The sequence below is a fragment of the Paenibacillus sp. FSL H7-0442 genome (assembly GCF_038593105.1).
Classification (GTDB): domain Bacteria; phylum Bacillota; class Bacilli; order Paenibacillales; family Paenibacillaceae; genus Paenibacillus; species Paenibacillus polymyxa_D.
Map to the genome: position 1 here is coordinate 2,534,320 of NZ_CP151963.1, position 14,876 is coordinate 2,549,195.

At 41.9% G+C, this 14,876-nt stretch carries 18 protein-coding genes and 1 pseudogene; 11 read left to right on the forward strand and 8 right to left on the reverse strand.

Features of this window, described 5'->3' with window-relative positions:
• The first annotated feature begins 128 nt into the window (after nucleotides 1–128).
• Nucleotides 129–1,049, forward strand: a complete 921-nt coding sequence (locus tag MHH57_RS11390) for a phosphotransferase family protein (protein WP_318628351.1) — start codon at nucleotides 129–131, stop codon at nucleotides 1,047–1,049.
• Nucleotides 1,050–1,153: 104 nt separating this feature from the next.
• Here the strand turns inward: MHH57_RS11390 and MHH57_RS11395 are convergent, their stop codons facing one another.
• Nucleotides 1,154–1,309: a hypothetical protein gene (locus MHH57_RS11395; RefSeq protein WP_245231687.1), complete on the reverse strand. Its 156-nt coding sequence runs from the start codon at nucleotides 1,307–1,309 to the stop codon at nucleotides 1,154–1,156.
• Nucleotides 1,310–1,395: 86 nt separating this feature from the next.
• On the opposite strand from MHH57_RS11395, the gene MHH57_RS11400 reads away from it, so the two are divergent.
• The 4 genes from MHH57_RS11400 (at nucleotide 1,396) to MHH57_RS11415 (ending at nucleotide 5,035) form a co-directional block, all read left to right on the forward strand.
• Nucleotides 1,396–1,845 (forward strand): Imm63 family immunity protein, encoded by a 450-nt coding sequence (locus tag MHH57_RS11400; RefSeq protein ID WP_029515094.1) that lies wholly within the window; start codon nucleotides 1,396–1,398, stop codon nucleotides 1,843–1,845.
• 134 nt (nucleotides 1,846–1,979) lie between these two features.
• The gene (locus MHH57_RS11405) at nucleotides 1,980–2,972 is read left to right on the forward strand and encodes an ABC transporter substrate-binding protein (protein ID WP_039274566.1); all 993 of its coding nucleotides are present in this window, start codon (nucleotides 1,980–1,982) and stop codon (nucleotides 2,970–2,972) included.
• A 33-nt stretch (nucleotides 2,973–3,005) separates the two neighbouring features.
• A complete protein-coding gene (locus tag MHH57_RS11410) occupies nucleotides 3,006–4,031 on the forward strand; it encodes an iron ABC transporter permease (RefSeq protein WP_165150091.1) in 1,026 nt (341 codons plus the stop codon).
• Complete coding sequence (locus MHH57_RS11415; RefSeq protein ID WP_029515089.1) at nucleotides 4,028–5,035, forward strand: iron ABC transporter permease; 1,008 nt, start codon at nucleotides 4,028–4,030, stop codon at nucleotides 5,033–5,035. Before MHH57_RS11410 ends, MHH57_RS11415 begins: the two co-directional genes overlap by 4 nt.
• Nucleotides 5,036–5,197: 162 nt before the next feature.
• Here the strand turns inward: MHH57_RS11415 and MHH57_RS11420 are convergent, their stop codons facing one another.
• Nucleotides 5,198–5,773 carry an NAD(P)H oxidoreductase gene (locus MHH57_RS11420; RefSeq protein ID WP_029515088.1) on the reverse strand — a complete coding sequence of 192 codons (576 nt, stop codon included), beginning with the start codon at nucleotides 5,771–5,773 and terminating at the stop codon, nucleotides 5,198–5,200.
• Nucleotides 5,774–6,007: 234 nt separating this feature from the next.
• Here MHH57_RS11420 and MHH57_RS11425 point away from each other — a divergent pair, with 234 nt between their 5' ends.
• The gene (locus tag MHH57_RS11425) at nucleotides 6,008–6,379 is read left to right on the forward strand and encodes a helix-turn-helix domain-containing protein (protein WP_029515086.1); all 372 of its coding nucleotides are present in this window, start codon (nucleotides 6,008–6,010) and stop codon (nucleotides 6,377–6,379) included.
• 91 nt (nucleotides 6,380–6,470) lie between these two features.
• On the opposite strand, the gene MHH57_RS11430 is transcribed toward MHH57_RS11425, so the two are convergent.
• Nucleotides 6,471–6,899, reverse strand: coding sequence for a VOC family protein (locus MHH57_RS11430; protein WP_039274565.1), 429 nt, complete (start codon nucleotides 6,897–6,899; stop codon nucleotides 6,471–6,473).
• A 210-nt stretch (nucleotides 6,900–7,109) separates the two neighbouring features.
• Between MHH57_RS11430 and MHH57_RS11435 the strand changes: the two genes are divergently transcribed.
• Nucleotides 7,110–7,307: a DUF3934 family protein gene (locus MHH57_RS11435; RefSeq protein WP_029515083.1), complete on the forward strand. Its 198-nt coding sequence runs from the start codon at nucleotides 7,110–7,112 to the stop codon at nucleotides 7,305–7,307.
• A gap of 115 nt (nucleotides 7,308–7,422) precedes the next feature.
• Complete coding sequence (locus MHH57_RS11440; protein ID WP_165150095.1) at nucleotides 7,423–8,115, forward strand: pseudouridine synthase; 693 nt, start codon at nucleotides 7,423–7,425, stop codon at nucleotides 8,113–8,115.
• Nucleotides 8,116–8,174: 59 nt separating this feature from the next.
• Here the strand turns inward: MHH57_RS11440 and MHH57_RS11445 are convergent, their stop codons facing one another.
• The 4 genes from MHH57_RS11445 to MHH57_RS11460 are packed head-to-tail and all read right to left on the reverse strand — an operon-like array spanning nucleotide 8,175 to nucleotide 12,172.
• Nucleotides 8,175–9,275 (reverse strand): endospore germination permease, encoded by a 1,101-nt coding sequence (locus MHH57_RS11445; protein ID WP_069011181.1) that lies wholly within the window; start codon nucleotides 9,273–9,275, stop codon nucleotides 8,175–8,177.
• A 12-nt stretch (nucleotides 9,276–9,287) separates the two neighbouring features.
• Nucleotides 9,288–9,515 (reverse strand): hypothetical protein, encoded by a 228-nt coding sequence (locus tag MHH57_RS11450; RefSeq protein ID WP_069011180.1) that lies wholly within the window; start codon nucleotides 9,513–9,515, stop codon nucleotides 9,288–9,290.
• A 6-nt stretch (nucleotides 9,516–9,521) separates the two neighbouring features.
• Nucleotides 9,522–10,730 (reverse strand): Ger(x)C family spore germination protein, encoded by a 1,209-nt coding sequence (locus MHH57_RS11455; protein WP_069011179.1) that lies wholly within the window; start codon nucleotides 10,728–10,730, stop codon nucleotides 9,522–9,524.
• 14 nt (nucleotides 10,731–10,744) lie between these two features.
• Nucleotides 10,745–12,172, reverse strand: a complete 1,428-nt coding sequence (locus MHH57_RS11460) for a spore germination protein (protein WP_029515074.1) — start codon at nucleotides 12,170–12,172, stop codon at nucleotides 10,745–10,747.
• 270 nt (nucleotides 12,173–12,442) lie between these two features.
• Between MHH57_RS11460 and MHH57_RS11465 the strand changes: the two are divergent.
• The 3 genes and pseudogenes from MHH57_RS11465 to MHH57_RS11475 form a co-directional block, all read left to right on the forward strand.
• Nucleotides 12,443–12,568 (forward strand): annotated as a pseudogene (locus MHH57_RS11465) (LysE family translocator); the annotation flags it as partial.
• A 166-nt stretch (nucleotides 12,569–12,734) separates the two neighbouring features.
• Nucleotides 12,735–13,103 (forward strand): hypothetical protein, encoded by a 369-nt coding sequence (locus tag MHH57_RS11470; RefSeq protein ID WP_029515073.1) that lies wholly within the window; start codon nucleotides 12,735–12,737, stop codon nucleotides 13,101–13,103.
• Between the two features lie 125 nt (nucleotides 13,104–13,228).
• Nucleotides 13,229–14,071 carry an alpha/beta hydrolase gene (locus MHH57_RS11475; RefSeq protein WP_342435100.1) on the forward strand — a complete coding sequence of 281 codons (843 nt, stop codon included), beginning with the start codon at nucleotides 13,229–13,231 and terminating at the stop codon, nucleotides 14,069–14,071.
• Nucleotides 14,072–14,217: 146 nt separating this feature from the next.
• Here the strand turns inward: MHH57_RS11475 and MHH57_RS11480 are convergent, their stop codons facing one another.
• Nucleotides 14,218–14,820: a TetR/AcrR family transcriptional regulator gene (locus MHH57_RS11480; RefSeq protein WP_341040466.1), complete on the reverse strand. Its 603-nt coding sequence runs from the start codon at nucleotides 14,818–14,820 to the stop codon at nucleotides 14,218–14,220.
• Nucleotides 14,821–14,876 lie beyond the last annotated feature (56 nt).

Sequence of the window (14,876 nt, forward strand, 5' to 3'; positions counted from 1 at the left end):
GTCTTTTCAGCCTTTTTTATTTGAGTTTTTTCTGGAAGAAGATTGATTCCTCTGTCATTTCAAAGGTAAACTATGGAAAGCATATAGTAAGTTAGTAAGTAAGGCTATTTTAACGTGGGGGGATGAGCGTGAATCAACTCTTTAGTGAAATACCGGGTGCCAGCAAGTGGAGCAACGTGGAAGAGATTCATAGAGGCTGGTCCAGTGACAAAAAATATTATATTCGAACCACTGATGGTAGAGACTTGCTGCTAAGAATGGCGGATATGGTTCATTATGATAAAAAGAAACGCGAGTTTGAAGCTGTAAAAAAACTGAATCACGTGGAGAATCTGTTCATGTCCCGGCCGCTTGAATTTGGGTTTTGTCATGAGGGTCAATCTGTATATTCCTTGTTCACCTGGATCGAAGGGAAAGATGCTGAAGAGATGATCCCCACGTTAGCTGCAGCACAACAGTATCAACTTGGAGTTCAAGCGGGAGATGCATTGAAAAAAATGCATGAGATTCATGCAGAGCCAGATCGAGCCCCATGGGCTGAGCATTATAATGGCAAAATCAACAGGTATATTACAAACTATAAGTCATGCGGTATTTTCTTAAAGGGAGCAGATCAAGCCATAAGCTTTATTGAGCAAAACCGTCATCTATTAGAAAATCGTCCTCAAACATTTCAGCATGGGGATTATCATGTGGGCAATATGGTGGTTACCCCATCTGGTGAACTGGGTATCATCGATTTTAATAGAATGGACTATGGTGATCCTTGGGAAGAATTCAATAGAATTACCTGGTGTGCAGCATTAAGTCCTTTATTCGCTTCGGGCCGAATCCACGGTTATTTTAATAACAATGTACCTGATTTATTTTTTAGATTAATGGCTCTGTATATTGCAAGCAATCAGCTTTCATCGATCCACTGGGCCATTCCATTTGGCAAAGAAGAGGTAGACGATATGGTGCAACGAGCTGAAGAGGTATTGGAGGCATATGATGACTTTCAATCCTATATACCGAAATGGTACCTGCCCAGTTACCGCGACTTGTAAATATGAAGACCGCTGCTCCTGGGAGTGACGGTCTATTTTTTAGCATTCTATTATCGTCACTTTTAGCTTAACGGTAGAACCTTTGGCAGAAACGGAGGAGGCCTTTACGCTGTTACCTTCACTAATGGATTGACCTGCCACCTGGACAGCAATGGCCTAATCGTGCCTACGTGATCGTTGTATACCAAGGTTGCTTGTTGAAACGTAACGATAAACGTTGATGTTGCTGAAGCTGCGAGCGCGTACGTTCCATTGAACATCAGGGATACCACTACCCATAGAATAGCCGATGCTTTCGTCCATATGACTTGAATTTATTTAGTAGAGAGAGGGAAGGGAAAATCTGATGAAAAAAATATATAGCGAACAAGAACTCATAGATATGACGATTAAACTGCTTGAACAAACTTCAATATATGAAGAGCAGTATGAGCAATATGTAAGACGACCTTTCTGTACGGATTTTTATGATGATCTGAGTCCGTATGTGCAAGTGAGCAAGCGGGGTTATACGCTCCAAATGTATGAAAGAGGCATACAGATGCTGAACAAGCTTACGAAAGAGGAAGAGGATGTGATTTATTGGATCATCGAAGATACAATTCACATCATTGCCCATCTGAATCTGCTTCGCAAATATAAAGTGGATAACATAAATACTCATTTAAAATATACAAAGGAGATCATGAAGGAGCTGACAACTTCAATGAACAAAGCATTTTATGAAATTGGAGGAATCTATCAGGAATGGCATGAAGCGAATAGAAGAGCCACACTGGAGAACCCATTAAAGTAAAACAAAACAAGAAACAGTTGACAATCAGTGAGGTAAAATTTACAATTTTATATTATTGATAATGATTATCAATATCATTATTATTAATTTTAAGTATGCTTTGCACTTACTATATTTCAAAGGAGATTTACAACATGCATCGTATGATGAACAAGAAGTTTCACATGATTTTATGTGCACTATTCGTAGTGATTTTCGTTATTTCAGGTTGTGGGAATGCTGGCAGCTCCTCTGATTCATCTGCTAAATCCGCTAAATCCGCGTCGTCCACGAAGGAAGAGGTAAGCAGTGATTCTGATACGCGTACAGTCTCTACGGTAAAAGGAGATGTGAAGGTGCCCGCTAATCCTCAACGGGTAGTCGTGAACTGGTATGTTGGCGATGTATTTACACTAGGGATTAAGCCGGCCGCAGTCATGGGGTGGAAACAAGAAACGATGCCTTTTTACGATAAGTTTAACGACGTCCCCAATATTGAAAAGTGGGAAACTGAGGAAATTATGAAGTATGATCCTGATCTTATCATTACATATGATACAAAGGATTATGATAAGCTGTCTAAAATTGCGCCTGTTCTTGTGATACCTGAGGATAAAATGACCTCCCTAGAACGTTTGAAATTTCTTGGTCAGGCCACAGGACATGAAGCAGAAGCGGACAAAGTGATTTCACTGTTTGAAAGCAAGCTGAGTCAGGCCAAAGAAAAACTAAATTCCGACATATTCAAGGACAAAACGTTTAGCATTTTCGAGGACTGGGGCAGTGGCTCCTACGGAATTTATTATGAAACAGGCTCACGCGGAGGAACGTTGCTTTACAATTATCTTGGACTTCACAAACCGGAAAAGCTCAACACATTGGTTAAAAACTCCGGAGAGAATCGTGGTTCTTTATCCTACGAGGTAGCTGCTGAATACTTTGGAGATTATGTCCTTTGGTTTAAGCAGGAAGGCAAGGAATCCGAATATGCGAAGACAAAAATCTGGAGCAGCATTCCAGCCGTTAAAAACGGACATATCATCGAAATTCCAGCGAAATATGCAGGACTGTTCTATTATTCGGACGTTGCTAGTATGACGGGACAGCTAGATTATATGATTAGCAAATTGCTGGAACAGACGAAGTAACGATGCATAATTGACCAACTAAGGGTGTAATCGATGTCTACTCACAAAGAACCAAATAAAAAAGGAATATTTCATTTTATAGGCTGCATGATCGTGGGCGTGTTCCTGCTTCTGGTGGTTACCGCAGCATCCATTACCTTTGGTGCTGCGGAAATGAGCTTGAAGCTGGCGTGGGGGGCTATATTTCAGTTTGATCCCAACATTACGGAACATCAGATTATTCACACCTTGCGGTTTCCACGCACCGTGGCAGATATCATTGTAGGGTGTAGCTTGGCTGTGTGTGGGGCGATTATGCAGGGAACCACTCGTAATCCACTAGCGGATTCGGGACTCATTGGCATAAGCTCAGGCTCGACATTTGCTATTGCGTTATGTATGGCCTTTTTGCCTGGTCGCACCTACGGAGAAACCATGCTGTATTCTTGCCTAGGTGCAGCAATCACTACGGGCATTACGTATTACATCGCATCTATAGGCAAGCGAGGCATGACGCCTCAGCGACTGGTACTGGCAGGAATGTCCATCTCCATGCTTTTTGGTGCATTTAGTACGTTTATCGCTATTAAGTATGAGATTGGCCAAGCCCTTGATTACTGGTCTGCTGGTGGTACAGCCAGTGCCAAGTGGGGTGAATTAGCTTTCATTGCGCCACTGTTTGTAGTGGGTTTGGTCTGTGCCATCGCGCTTTCTCCCTCAATTACGATTTTGAGCTTCGGGGAGGATGTAGCATCAGGCTTGGGTATTCGTGCCAATAGGATTAAGTTGTTTTCAACCCTAATTGTATTAATTCTGACGGGGTTATCGGTTATTGTCGTCGGTCCTGTTGGCTTCGTGGGTTTGATCGTGCCACACATTATGCGCCATCTGGTCGGAACGGATTATCGGTATATTATCCCGGCCTCAGCTTTGTATGGAGCAGTCTTTCTGTTGGGGGCGGATTTACTTGGACGACTGATCAATCGCCCTCATGAAACACCCCTTGGCATTATTTTTGCCTTGGTGGGCGTACCCTATTTTCTCTACCTTGTGCGCAAGCAAAGGAGGGAGTTTAGTTGAAGCTGTCCCGCAATAGCAGGGGTATTAGCATTATTTTACTGTTAGTAGTGCTGACGCTGTTAGTGGCTATACTCAGTATGAACGTTGGGAAAATGAACCTTTCTCCACTCGAAGTTTTCAAGGTCATCATGGGCGAAGGAACGAGCAAACAGAACCTGATCGTGTTTGACTTTCGACTGCCACGTATTGTGCTTTCTATATTGGTAGGTATTGGCATGGGGATATCAGGCTGTATCATGCAAAGCTTGCTCAAAAACGACATGGCCAGTCCCGGGACACTCGGCATCAGCTCAGGCTCGGGGCTATTTGTACTTATGTATATTACGTTGTTCGCTAGTGAAGGATTGCTATCGCCGATTCTTCTTCCAGGGTTAGCTTTTGCAGGCGGCCTCACGGCAGCTTTCTTGATTTTTATGTTTGCTTTCAGGCGGGGAAGAGACATCTCGCCTACAGGCCTAATTTTAACCGGTGTCGCTATGGGGAGTGGCTACAGCGCATTATCTCTGATGTTGACACTCCGGCTAGACAAGCAACAGTATGACTTTGCTCTGAGATGGCAGGCTGGAGACCTGTGGGGGGACGACTGGAGCTATATTATGGTGCTGCTCCCGTGGGTGTTTATCATCTGTTTTTACGTTTTTTACAGGTCTAACACACTCAATACGTTGAATTTGGGGAATCAGACAGCATCGGGCCTCGGTGTAGCAATTAAAAGGGAGTTTATCGGCTTGACGATTGCTGCCGTTGCGCTCGCTTCTGGTAGCGTGGCACTTGGAGGGAATTTCTTTTTTGTAGGCATGGTCAGTCCCCATCTAGCGCGCAAGCTAGTAGGGCCCAATCATAAGCTATTGCTACCTACGACAGCATTAGTTGGTGCACTCGTCATTTTGATTGCTGACACACTTACTCGGACGATCAGCTTTGGTGCAGATATTCCAACCGGAATTATTATCACCATACTGGTTACCCCTTATTTCCTTTACTTGCTGTCGAAAGCTAGTTAAATGCAGAATAATGAAAAGACGCTAACCCATGTCCATGCAAAATATGGCTGGGTTAACGTCTTTTTTCGCGTTACTACTTAGGTCTCCTTGCGGAAAGATAATTCTTTCTCGCATTCTGTTAGGATTTCCGGCCTTCGTGTCGGAGGGGATTGTAAATAAAGCCTAATCCTTGCCATAATTCAAACCAAAGTGATAAGCTTGGTCCAGCAGCATTACAAAATGACCGGAATTTGAACTCAGGGTCTCATCTAAGAATTCAACCTTGGAATTGGAAACTCCGCAATAATCTGCAATTCCCACATTCAGCAAATGAGTAATCATTTCATCATAGTTACGCTTTTTCAACTGTTCTTTCGAAACGCCGGCCAAGCCAAGCCACAAGATATGCTGATGATGCAGGTGATTCGAACCGTACGCAAACCCATTGTTCCATACACGGTCAATATAACCCTTCAGCATAGCTGGCAAATTCCACCACCAAAGTGGAAAAATAAATGCCAATGCATCATGCTCCTTCATCCGCCTTATTTCCATTTCTACTTCAGGGGAAAAGGACTGTTCCGCAACTGTCAAATCCGGTTCATCTACTCCTTTTAAAATAGGATCAAAACCAATCCCATGCAAATCTAATATCTCATAATCGTGGCCTGCATCGGCAAGACCCTGTACGAAACGATCAGCAACCTTAAAGGTCAAGGAATCTTTTCTCGGGTGTGAAACAACGGTTAATACTTTCATGCTTCTTCACTACCTTTCTCAATAGCTTACTTCTAGGAATGCTCAATGCTTGATGCTATTATATACAGTAGAAAAATAATCTGGAAGTACGCACTTCTAAGTTCTATAGGATGATACAGGTGCCATAGGAACATGGAAGTGCCCTAGGTAGATTCCCTAGAAACTGATCTGAGTAATGAATTGAAGTGATGGGTTGTTCTGAGCAAACGAAGCCTTCTAAAGGAGGATTAAGAAATGACTGAACAGACAAAAAATAGGGTTCAAAAGAAGTATCAAGTTGGAGTGGAAGCCGCTTTAGAGGTGATGGGAGGGAAATGGAAGCCTTTAATTATCTACCATCTGATGACAGGACGGAAACGAACGTCTGAGTTTCGTCGGTTAATACCCGGCATTACACAAAAAATGCTGACCACTCAGCTCAGAGGCCTAGAAAAGGATGAGATCGTTACACGAAAGGTTTATAATGAAATCCCTCCTAAAGTAGAGTATGAGTTAACGGACTACGGCTGGGGATTAAAACCCGCGCTAGACCATTTATGCTACTGGGGAGAGGATCACCTGGATAAGATTCATGGAGACAAATTCAAGGTTTTGGAAGAATTCTAAGGCTGCTGTATAGAGTAACTTTAAGCTGATATTAAGCCCTCACAAAGTATTAGCTTGCGAGGGCTTCACTATCGCAGGGTAATATAACAGACTAACTGTCGGTCATTCCGTTGTCATAGCTCAATTGCCACTCAATTCCAAACTTATCTTTAAGGCTACCGTAACATTTGCTCCAGAATGTTTCTTGAAGTTCCATGTTTACGGTTCCTCCTTCTTTTAATTTATGAAAGTACGATCGAATTTTCTCTTCGTCCTTATTGACGATGGCGAGGCTGATGTTGTTTCCGGCTACGAATGGCATACCAGGAAAAACGTCTGAAAACATGACATTACTACCATCAATTTGAAGCCGCGTGTGCATGACCAGATTTTTGGCTTCTTCTGGTAGAGGATAATCGGGATTGGGCGGTGCTTCACCGAACGTCATAATTTGTGGTTTCTCAGTCCCAAATGCCTCTGCGTAAAACTCCGCTGCTTCACGACAGTTTCCATTAAAGTTAAGATAAACATCAACAGACATGTGTTTCACTCCTTTAAGGATCATTATTTTTCCATACTATATGGCCTTATTTCATTATTAACCTGCAAACTAACAAAAATACAGTAAGATCCGTTTTGCGAAAGTATTTGCGGCTTAACATGTTCAATTTTTAAAACAAATGGGCATTATATTCAAAGTAATGGTATGATAGCTTAGTTAAATCTGAACGACTAGTAATGGAGTGATCATATGGGTGGAAAAAGCAAGGGCGGCGGGACCGGTAGAGGCACAGGTAGTAAGGGATGGACACGCTGGAACAAAACTGCGAAGCCAGTAAGGACAAAAAGCGCTTCTACAAGCGCACCGGGAAGCAAAGCGGCAGGTGGCACAAAAGGCGGCACTGCCAAACCAACAAGGAATAAAAACGGCGGCAACAGTAGCAAATAAGCCGGGAAAGTATAAGTTGTCGTAAACGGCGAACATCTGATTAAGCAAGAACAATCAGGTGTTTTTTTAATTATTTTATTTAAACTCACATATTATAATCAGAAGCAGGTGAATCGTGAGAATTAACAAGTACATCAGTGAGACAGGATTCTGCTCACGTCGGGAAACCAACAGACTGATTGCAGCAGGACGAATTACGATTAATGGCATTGTCTGTAAAGCGGGCGCGGAAGTAGAGCCACAGGATATCGTGCTGATTGATGGGGAAGTTATTCCGTATAATTCCAGTGAACCTGTATATTTGGCTCTGAATAAGCCTATAGGCATTGTTTGTACCGCAGCAGAACAGGTTGCTGGTAATATTATTAGTTATGTTAACTACCCTTCGCGGATTTTTGCCATTGGCAGGCTGGACAAAGCGTCAGAGGGACTCATTCTATTAACCAACGATGGAAGCATTGTCAATCAAATGATGCGTTCCGAGCATGGTCATGAAAAGGAATATGTAGTAACTGTAGACAAACCTGTTACAAACGAGTTTACGCAGGCTATGTCTTGTGGCGTTGAAATATTGAACGTTATTACCAAACCGTGCAAGGTTGATCGTACAAGCAAATACGAGTTCCGCATTATTTTGACGCAGGGTCTGAACTTGCAAATTCGCAGAATGTGTAAGGCCTTGGGGTACAGGGTGCTCAAGTTGGAACGTGTTCGAATTATGAATATTAGCTTAGATCATCTGGAGCGTGGGCAATGGAGACATCTTGAGAGGGAGGAACTGGAGTTGCTTCTTGCTAAATTGCAATAATGAGTAAGTACAACAAAAGTTTATTTGAAGGACAGTATGTTCATACGGCCAACGCAACTTTAGTGATACTTTTTGCGAAATTTTAGCGAGCCGCCTACCTTACCCACCAGCCATAGCACAATAGGAAACACGATACCGAAAATCATGGCGTAAAAAGGCCATACTGAAAAAAACTTGATTAAAAATTGCATATTTGGCCAAATAGAATGAACCATTGCCAATGCGATTAGGATCAGAGGAACTAAGAGAGAGTTAGCGCTTCGAAGACGAAAAGCATCTGCAAGCCCTTGCGCTGAAACATATAAAAGCAGTGCGAGTCGGAAAAAAATGGTGACAAACCAAAACACTGCAACGAAAATTTCAAACCGTTGAAGAAACTCTCCGTTACTGATTGTTCGGTTAATAAAAAAAGTAGGAAATGTCAAATTAGATACAACACCTTCACTCATCACGGCAATTATTTGTAAAACCATGAAAAAATACATGCCGCCGCTAATCAAAGCACAAGTTATCACTGTCTTTCTCCACTTTTTTGGATCGGGGATGTACTGTGCAAAAAAAAGATACAGAATTGCCTCAAGGTAGGGAAAGGCAAACAAATTGAACGATGCGAGAACGATAGGGTTCAAACCATACTCAAAAATAGGGAGCACATTATCTATGGTGGTATCAGAAAGAAGGGTAATCCTGACCAACAGATACAGAACCAGAAGGAAAAAAAATAGGATTTCCGCACAACGGCCAATTACAGCAGGGCCAGATCGAACGGCAAAATAAATGACTATAAGCATAATGAAATATATCGAGTCGGAGGGAGTTTCCGGCATAATAGCTGTCGTGATAAAGTCGCCCAGATTTCGAAGTGTCATAATGAACACAAGAAAGGGAAACAAAAAAATGAAAACGATGCTAATCGTCCCGCCCAAGGGACCGAAGAGGCAACGGAGATGCTCTACAAAAGATTTCCCCTGCATTTGCCTAGCGATGGAGGCATATAAAGGTATCAATAACAGATGGAAACCTAAGGAGACTGGGATGGAGAGCCAGGCATCTTGTTTAGCGACAGCGGTAATTACCGCTGGGAGCACCAGATATGCGCTTCCTATTTGATACAATGCAAACCACAAAATAGCTTGTCGAACTGTCAAATTGGAATTCATCCCCATGCCTCCTTAAGATAATATTTCAGTAAGTAACCGGCTTATCGGTTGAAATAGGATTTGGATGCCCGCCAGTGGAGTCGGCAGTTTAATGTTGGCGATCCGTAGGATAATCAATATAACGCCTATAATCAACAATATCGAGCTGAATACAATTTCACGCACATATTGTTTCGCCTTAAATTTTTTAAACTCATACAACGATGTTAAAATGGAAGTTACGAGAATCACATAAAGCATATGCATTCACTCCTGATTGTGTATTCCCATATCAATTGGACTGGTAATGTCTCCGAACCGGACTAAACGATAGTTGAGCTGAATATCCACTTTAAGCGTTTGAAATTTTTGTGGCCAATCCTCTTTCCATCTATGCCATTCACGTGGGAACTTGCGGTGAAAAGCTTCTCCAAACCCGAATATATCGGAACCGATTTGTTGTGCGTGCGAAATGCCTTTCTTCAAAGACTGTTGCAGATGCTCTTTAGCTGATTCTTGAAGATCTCTAAATGTCTCTTCATTCTTAGGGTTGGCATTGCACGAGATCGTTCCGATATTGGATTCTGTATCCACAATAAGAGAAATGTGCGGCTCATGGTCTATTATTTCTGGACGCATCTTTACTTTGGAACGGATTACTTCAACAACAAATTTCCCTTTGGAATTCGGACAATCGATGGAAGCTACGGTGCTGGAAACACGGTTGGATATATAGGTAAAGGCTTTACTTTGTGAATCATCCATCCAATCGATAAGTCGGTCGCCCTTGAAAACACCAATTCCAGTGAAAAAATATTTAACATGTTGGGGCGACTTTGTCACATTATCAATAGTTAGACCTTTTTCTACGTTTGTCAGTCGAATACCGGTGAGAACCGGTTCAATGCCATCCTCTGTAAATTTCTCTAAAATATCTTTCACATTGACCGCGGAAGTTGGAGCCCATGCTTTTTCAGAAAGCCTTAATGCCTTATACATATCCATTGCAGGCAAGATCTCGGTTGGAGCTACAAAAGTAACGGCCTCCTTTGCCGAGTTTCCTCTGACAACGGCCAAATAGAAATCAGGCCGAACTTCATGATCACGGAACAGAAAGTCCAGCGGCTCCTTGATTCCTTTTTTTGCCGTTTTCTCATCAAAAATGACAAACTTTAAGTGAGACATATACATTTTTCGGGACGATTCCGTTGTTAATTTTCGAATAGCTTCAAATATGGTATCGGCGCGCTTGGAAAAAACGATCGTTGGCGTCCGTTCCATGGGGGAATTCTGCGACATTTTCGATGGGTCAACCACTTGTAAACTGACTTCATATTGGTCATCAACGGCATCAATGCCCAGAGCCATCACGACGGAAATTGCACTCAATTCCTTACTGTTCCAGCAACCCGTAAGAAACACCATTAGCCAGATGCACATAAACAGTAATAAAATGGTGGATCGATACGAGTTCATGATGGTTTACTCCTTTAGTTTTTACGATGTTTTTTAGTTCTATATGGAAAACGCAATATGGCGTCCCTCTGCTCCGACGATTTGTAATTGGCAAAGGGGCTCAAATACGGTACACCGAATGAATGAAGCCCATTCAGATGTACAAAGAGCATGAGAATACCAACAGTCAATCCGTACACACCAAACATAGCGGCTATGCCTATGAAAGCGAAACGTAATATCCGGATTGGAATAGCAAAAGTGTACGAGGGAATGACAAAGCTCGAAATGGCAGTTATTGCAACAACAATGACCATAACAGCCGAAACGATGTTTGCTTCTACAGCTGCTTGGCCGATCACTATTGACCCGACAATAGAAACGGCTTGACCGACCGTCCGTGGCATACGAAGACCTGCCTCCCTCAGAATTTCAAAAACCACTTCCATGATCATCGCCTCAATAAATGCTGGAAACGGTACTCCTTCACGTTGCGCGGATAAGCTTAATAACAAAACGGTTGGAATCATATCCTGATGGAATGTCGTTAATGCGACATAAATGGCCGGAGCCAACATACAGATTGCCAGGCAAATGTACCTTAATATTCGAATGATACTACTGTAAACAAAGGATTGATAATAGTCTTCTGCGGATTGAAGGAAATCTGCAAACACCGCAGGTGCAAGGATGGCGAAGGGAGATCCATCCACAAATATCGCTATTTTCCCCTCCATAATTCCTGCTGCAATAGAGTCTGGGCGATCAGAATTATAAAAGAGCGGAAATATCGTGAATTGTTTATCTTCATGGAGACATTCTTCCAAATATTCGCTTTCAAGCACGCCTTCCACATGCATGTTCTTTAACTTGGATATCATGTCCTGCACCTTTTTTGGGTCAGCGATCCCATGTAAATACATGACCGATATATCGGTCTTAGTTTTTTTGCCAACTTTTAGGGTAGTTAGACGTACTCTTGTATCCTTCACCCTTCGACGAACCATAGTCGTATTCGTACGTAAAGTTTCTGTAAACGCTTCTTGCGGACCTCTGACCACTGGCTGTGTCTTCGAGTCCGAAATGCTGCGTTCTTCCCATCCAGGCAAAGAAATGACCAATCCTTCATCCATATCGTTCAGGAGTAGGAGAAGACCACCGGAGAGGATCTGTTCCAAGGCATCTTCAAAGTTTTGAGTAAAGTTTGCTTCACCAATGTCCAAAATTGCGTTTTTCAATAACGGTAAAGTGATCTCGTCAGAGGAGACACGATCATGCAACGGACGGATCACGTTATCCTGTACCTTTTGCATGTCAGTCATGCCGTCCAAATAAAAAAGAGCAGCGTGTTTATGGCCAGTCGTGATCTCACGAACAACAAAATCCGAACTGTTTCCCATGAAGTCACAAATGAGATCAATATTCTGGCATAATTGTCTTGAAAATTTGGTATGTAACTTCATTTTCACCCTCCTCAGATACGTAGTATTAACAATAATCCAAAATAATACCACAATAATCCATAATTGCGTTGTTGTCGGTAAGGTCAATGACATCTTCAACGGTGGAGGATAAAGGCTATTCTCTTTCTTTGAAGGCTTGGTATGATGAGGAAAAGCAAAAATGATGGGAGAACGTGACTACGAAGGATACAATACCTGCAATAACATACTATATGCTATTTATCTTAAGATGTAATATTTCATGAGAATACGCTAAAAGGAGTTTTCCTTATGAATATTACATCAGTTTTAATTTATTGTTTTATTGCTACCTTCACACCAGGCCCTACCAATATCGTCATATTATCCACAGTGCATCATTTTGGAGCAAAAAAGGCAATGAAATATACGTTTGGAGCATTTGAGTATATGTCACATCTAAAGTGAGGAGGAGGGAGTATGTTTAAATAGGCTACAGATGACTATCCTTTTTTGGAATAGTTTACTTGTGTAGTATAATACTTTTGAAGGATATTCTTTTCTATCAATTCATTTAAACATCCAAATAGAGAGGTATTTGATCATGCTATTTATTACAAAAAAAACGATCAATAAGCTAGCAGAACCTTATAGAGAATCTGACATGCTTGTCTGCTATTCAACTCCACAGAGCTTTTCGGCTTATACAAGTCGAGCCATATTACTCTTAAATAATGATAGGATTATTATCCTTTTCCTCAATCTATTTTCCACAAAAGTAGTACAAAAAGTTGAATATGAAGTTGCTGATTTACAAGAACAAAAATATCATTCTGGACACCTGTCTTCTGCAATATGGTCATTTAAAATCAAAGGCCAGCATTGTAGGTTTAGGATAATCAAAAAAATTCTTACTCTTGGCTCTATGCAAAGAGATTTTCTGAATTTCTTGCAACAAAATAATTTAAACTAGCGACCGAGTAGATCGGTAATTTCTGTCTGCCTAAGGCGGGGCACCGTAAGTACTTTATGGGGATAAGTGATGAAGGTAATATTCGGTGTTTTTTTGTTATATATCATTGAGGGGAGGAATTCTACATGAACGAACAACTCATAAAAAGCGATGGAATAGAAATCTGTAGTGAGAGTTTCGGCGAGCAAGTTAACCCGGCAATATTACTGATTATGGGGGCTCAATCCTCATTGGTCTGGTGGGAGCAAGAATTTTGTCAGCGTTTAGCTGAGACAGGTCGCTTTGTCATTCGCTATGATAACCGAGATGTTGGACGTTCTACAACCTATGAACCTGGTCAACCGGACTATACCTTCGAAGACATGGCAGATGATGCGATTCGAGTATTAGATGCTTATAAGATTGAGCAAGCGCATATCGTAGGGATGTCTATGGGCGGTATGCTGACTCAGATGATAGCTCTACGACATCCAGACAGAGTATTAACCGTGACTCTTTTAGCAACGTCAAATTTTGCTTCCGATCTTCCACCGATGGAGAAAAAGGTTATGGACTATTTCTCGAATATGGGAGCAATAGATTGGTCGAACGAACAATCGGTGGTCGATTTTGTGGTGGGTAGATCAAGAATTTTAGTCGGTTCAAAGCATCCTTTCAATGAGAAAAAGGTTTATCAATTAGCAAAAGAAGAATGGAAAAGAAGCAACAATATGGCCAGTATGAATAATCACGCTATGCTGTCAGGCGGAGAATCCTATTTGGCTAGAACAGGGGAAATAAACGTTCCTACACTGGTTATACACGGTACTGAAGATTCGATTATCCCTTATGAACACGGAATAAATCTTGCTAACGCAATTCCGCGTGCGGTTTTACTGACATTGGAAGGTTCCGGGCATGAGCTTCACTATGACGACTGGGATTTAATAATCGATTCTATCTCAAAACACACTTCGATACTCAATTAGGTCAGCTGATGTGTAGGATAGCTGAATAAAGCCGTTTACGAGAGAAGCAATCTTCCTGAATAAAAAGGCAATCTCCTTTTTTAAGGGGATTGCCTTTTGCTATTTGTATGCCCTTATTTTCATGAAGACTGGGCAAGTCTCAAGTCTCAGGCACAAGTATCCCAAAGCTCCATCAATTTAGTAATGGCTGCATCAATGTTGTCTAGGGACACACCATCTCTGGCTTCCGTAGATATACCTTCCAGAAAGGTAACGAATAGTGTGGTTAAGATGCTAACATTTGTGGATTCTTGAAGTTCTCCATTCTTGGTAGCTCGCTCAATACGAGCATAGAACTTGTTCCTAGTCACTGCTCTTTGCCTGATCAATAGTTCTCGAATATGAGTGTTTTCTGGGGAACATGTATTTGCAGAGAATATGACTAAACAACCCAAGGGATGGGTCTGCTCAGTCTGCATGATTGCTGAACTTCTTAAGGCTAATTCAATAGCTGTGCGCGATGAAAGTGAATAGTTTGTAAGGCTTGTCGATACTTGTCCGTATGTAGCCAAATACCGGTCCAGCGCTTCTTTGAATAATGCGTCTTTTGATTCAAAAGCTGCATAAAAGCTGGCTGAGGAGATGCCGCCCATCGCCTTTTTGAGTTGAGCCAAAGAGGTTGATTCAAATCCATGCTCCCAAAACAACATCATAGCTTGGGAGATCGCTTCGTCGCGACAGAATTTACGTGGTCTTCCGGTTCTAACCATGGAGTCGCCTCCTTATATCTTGTACTTATATACTAATCGATCCAAAAGTAATTGAC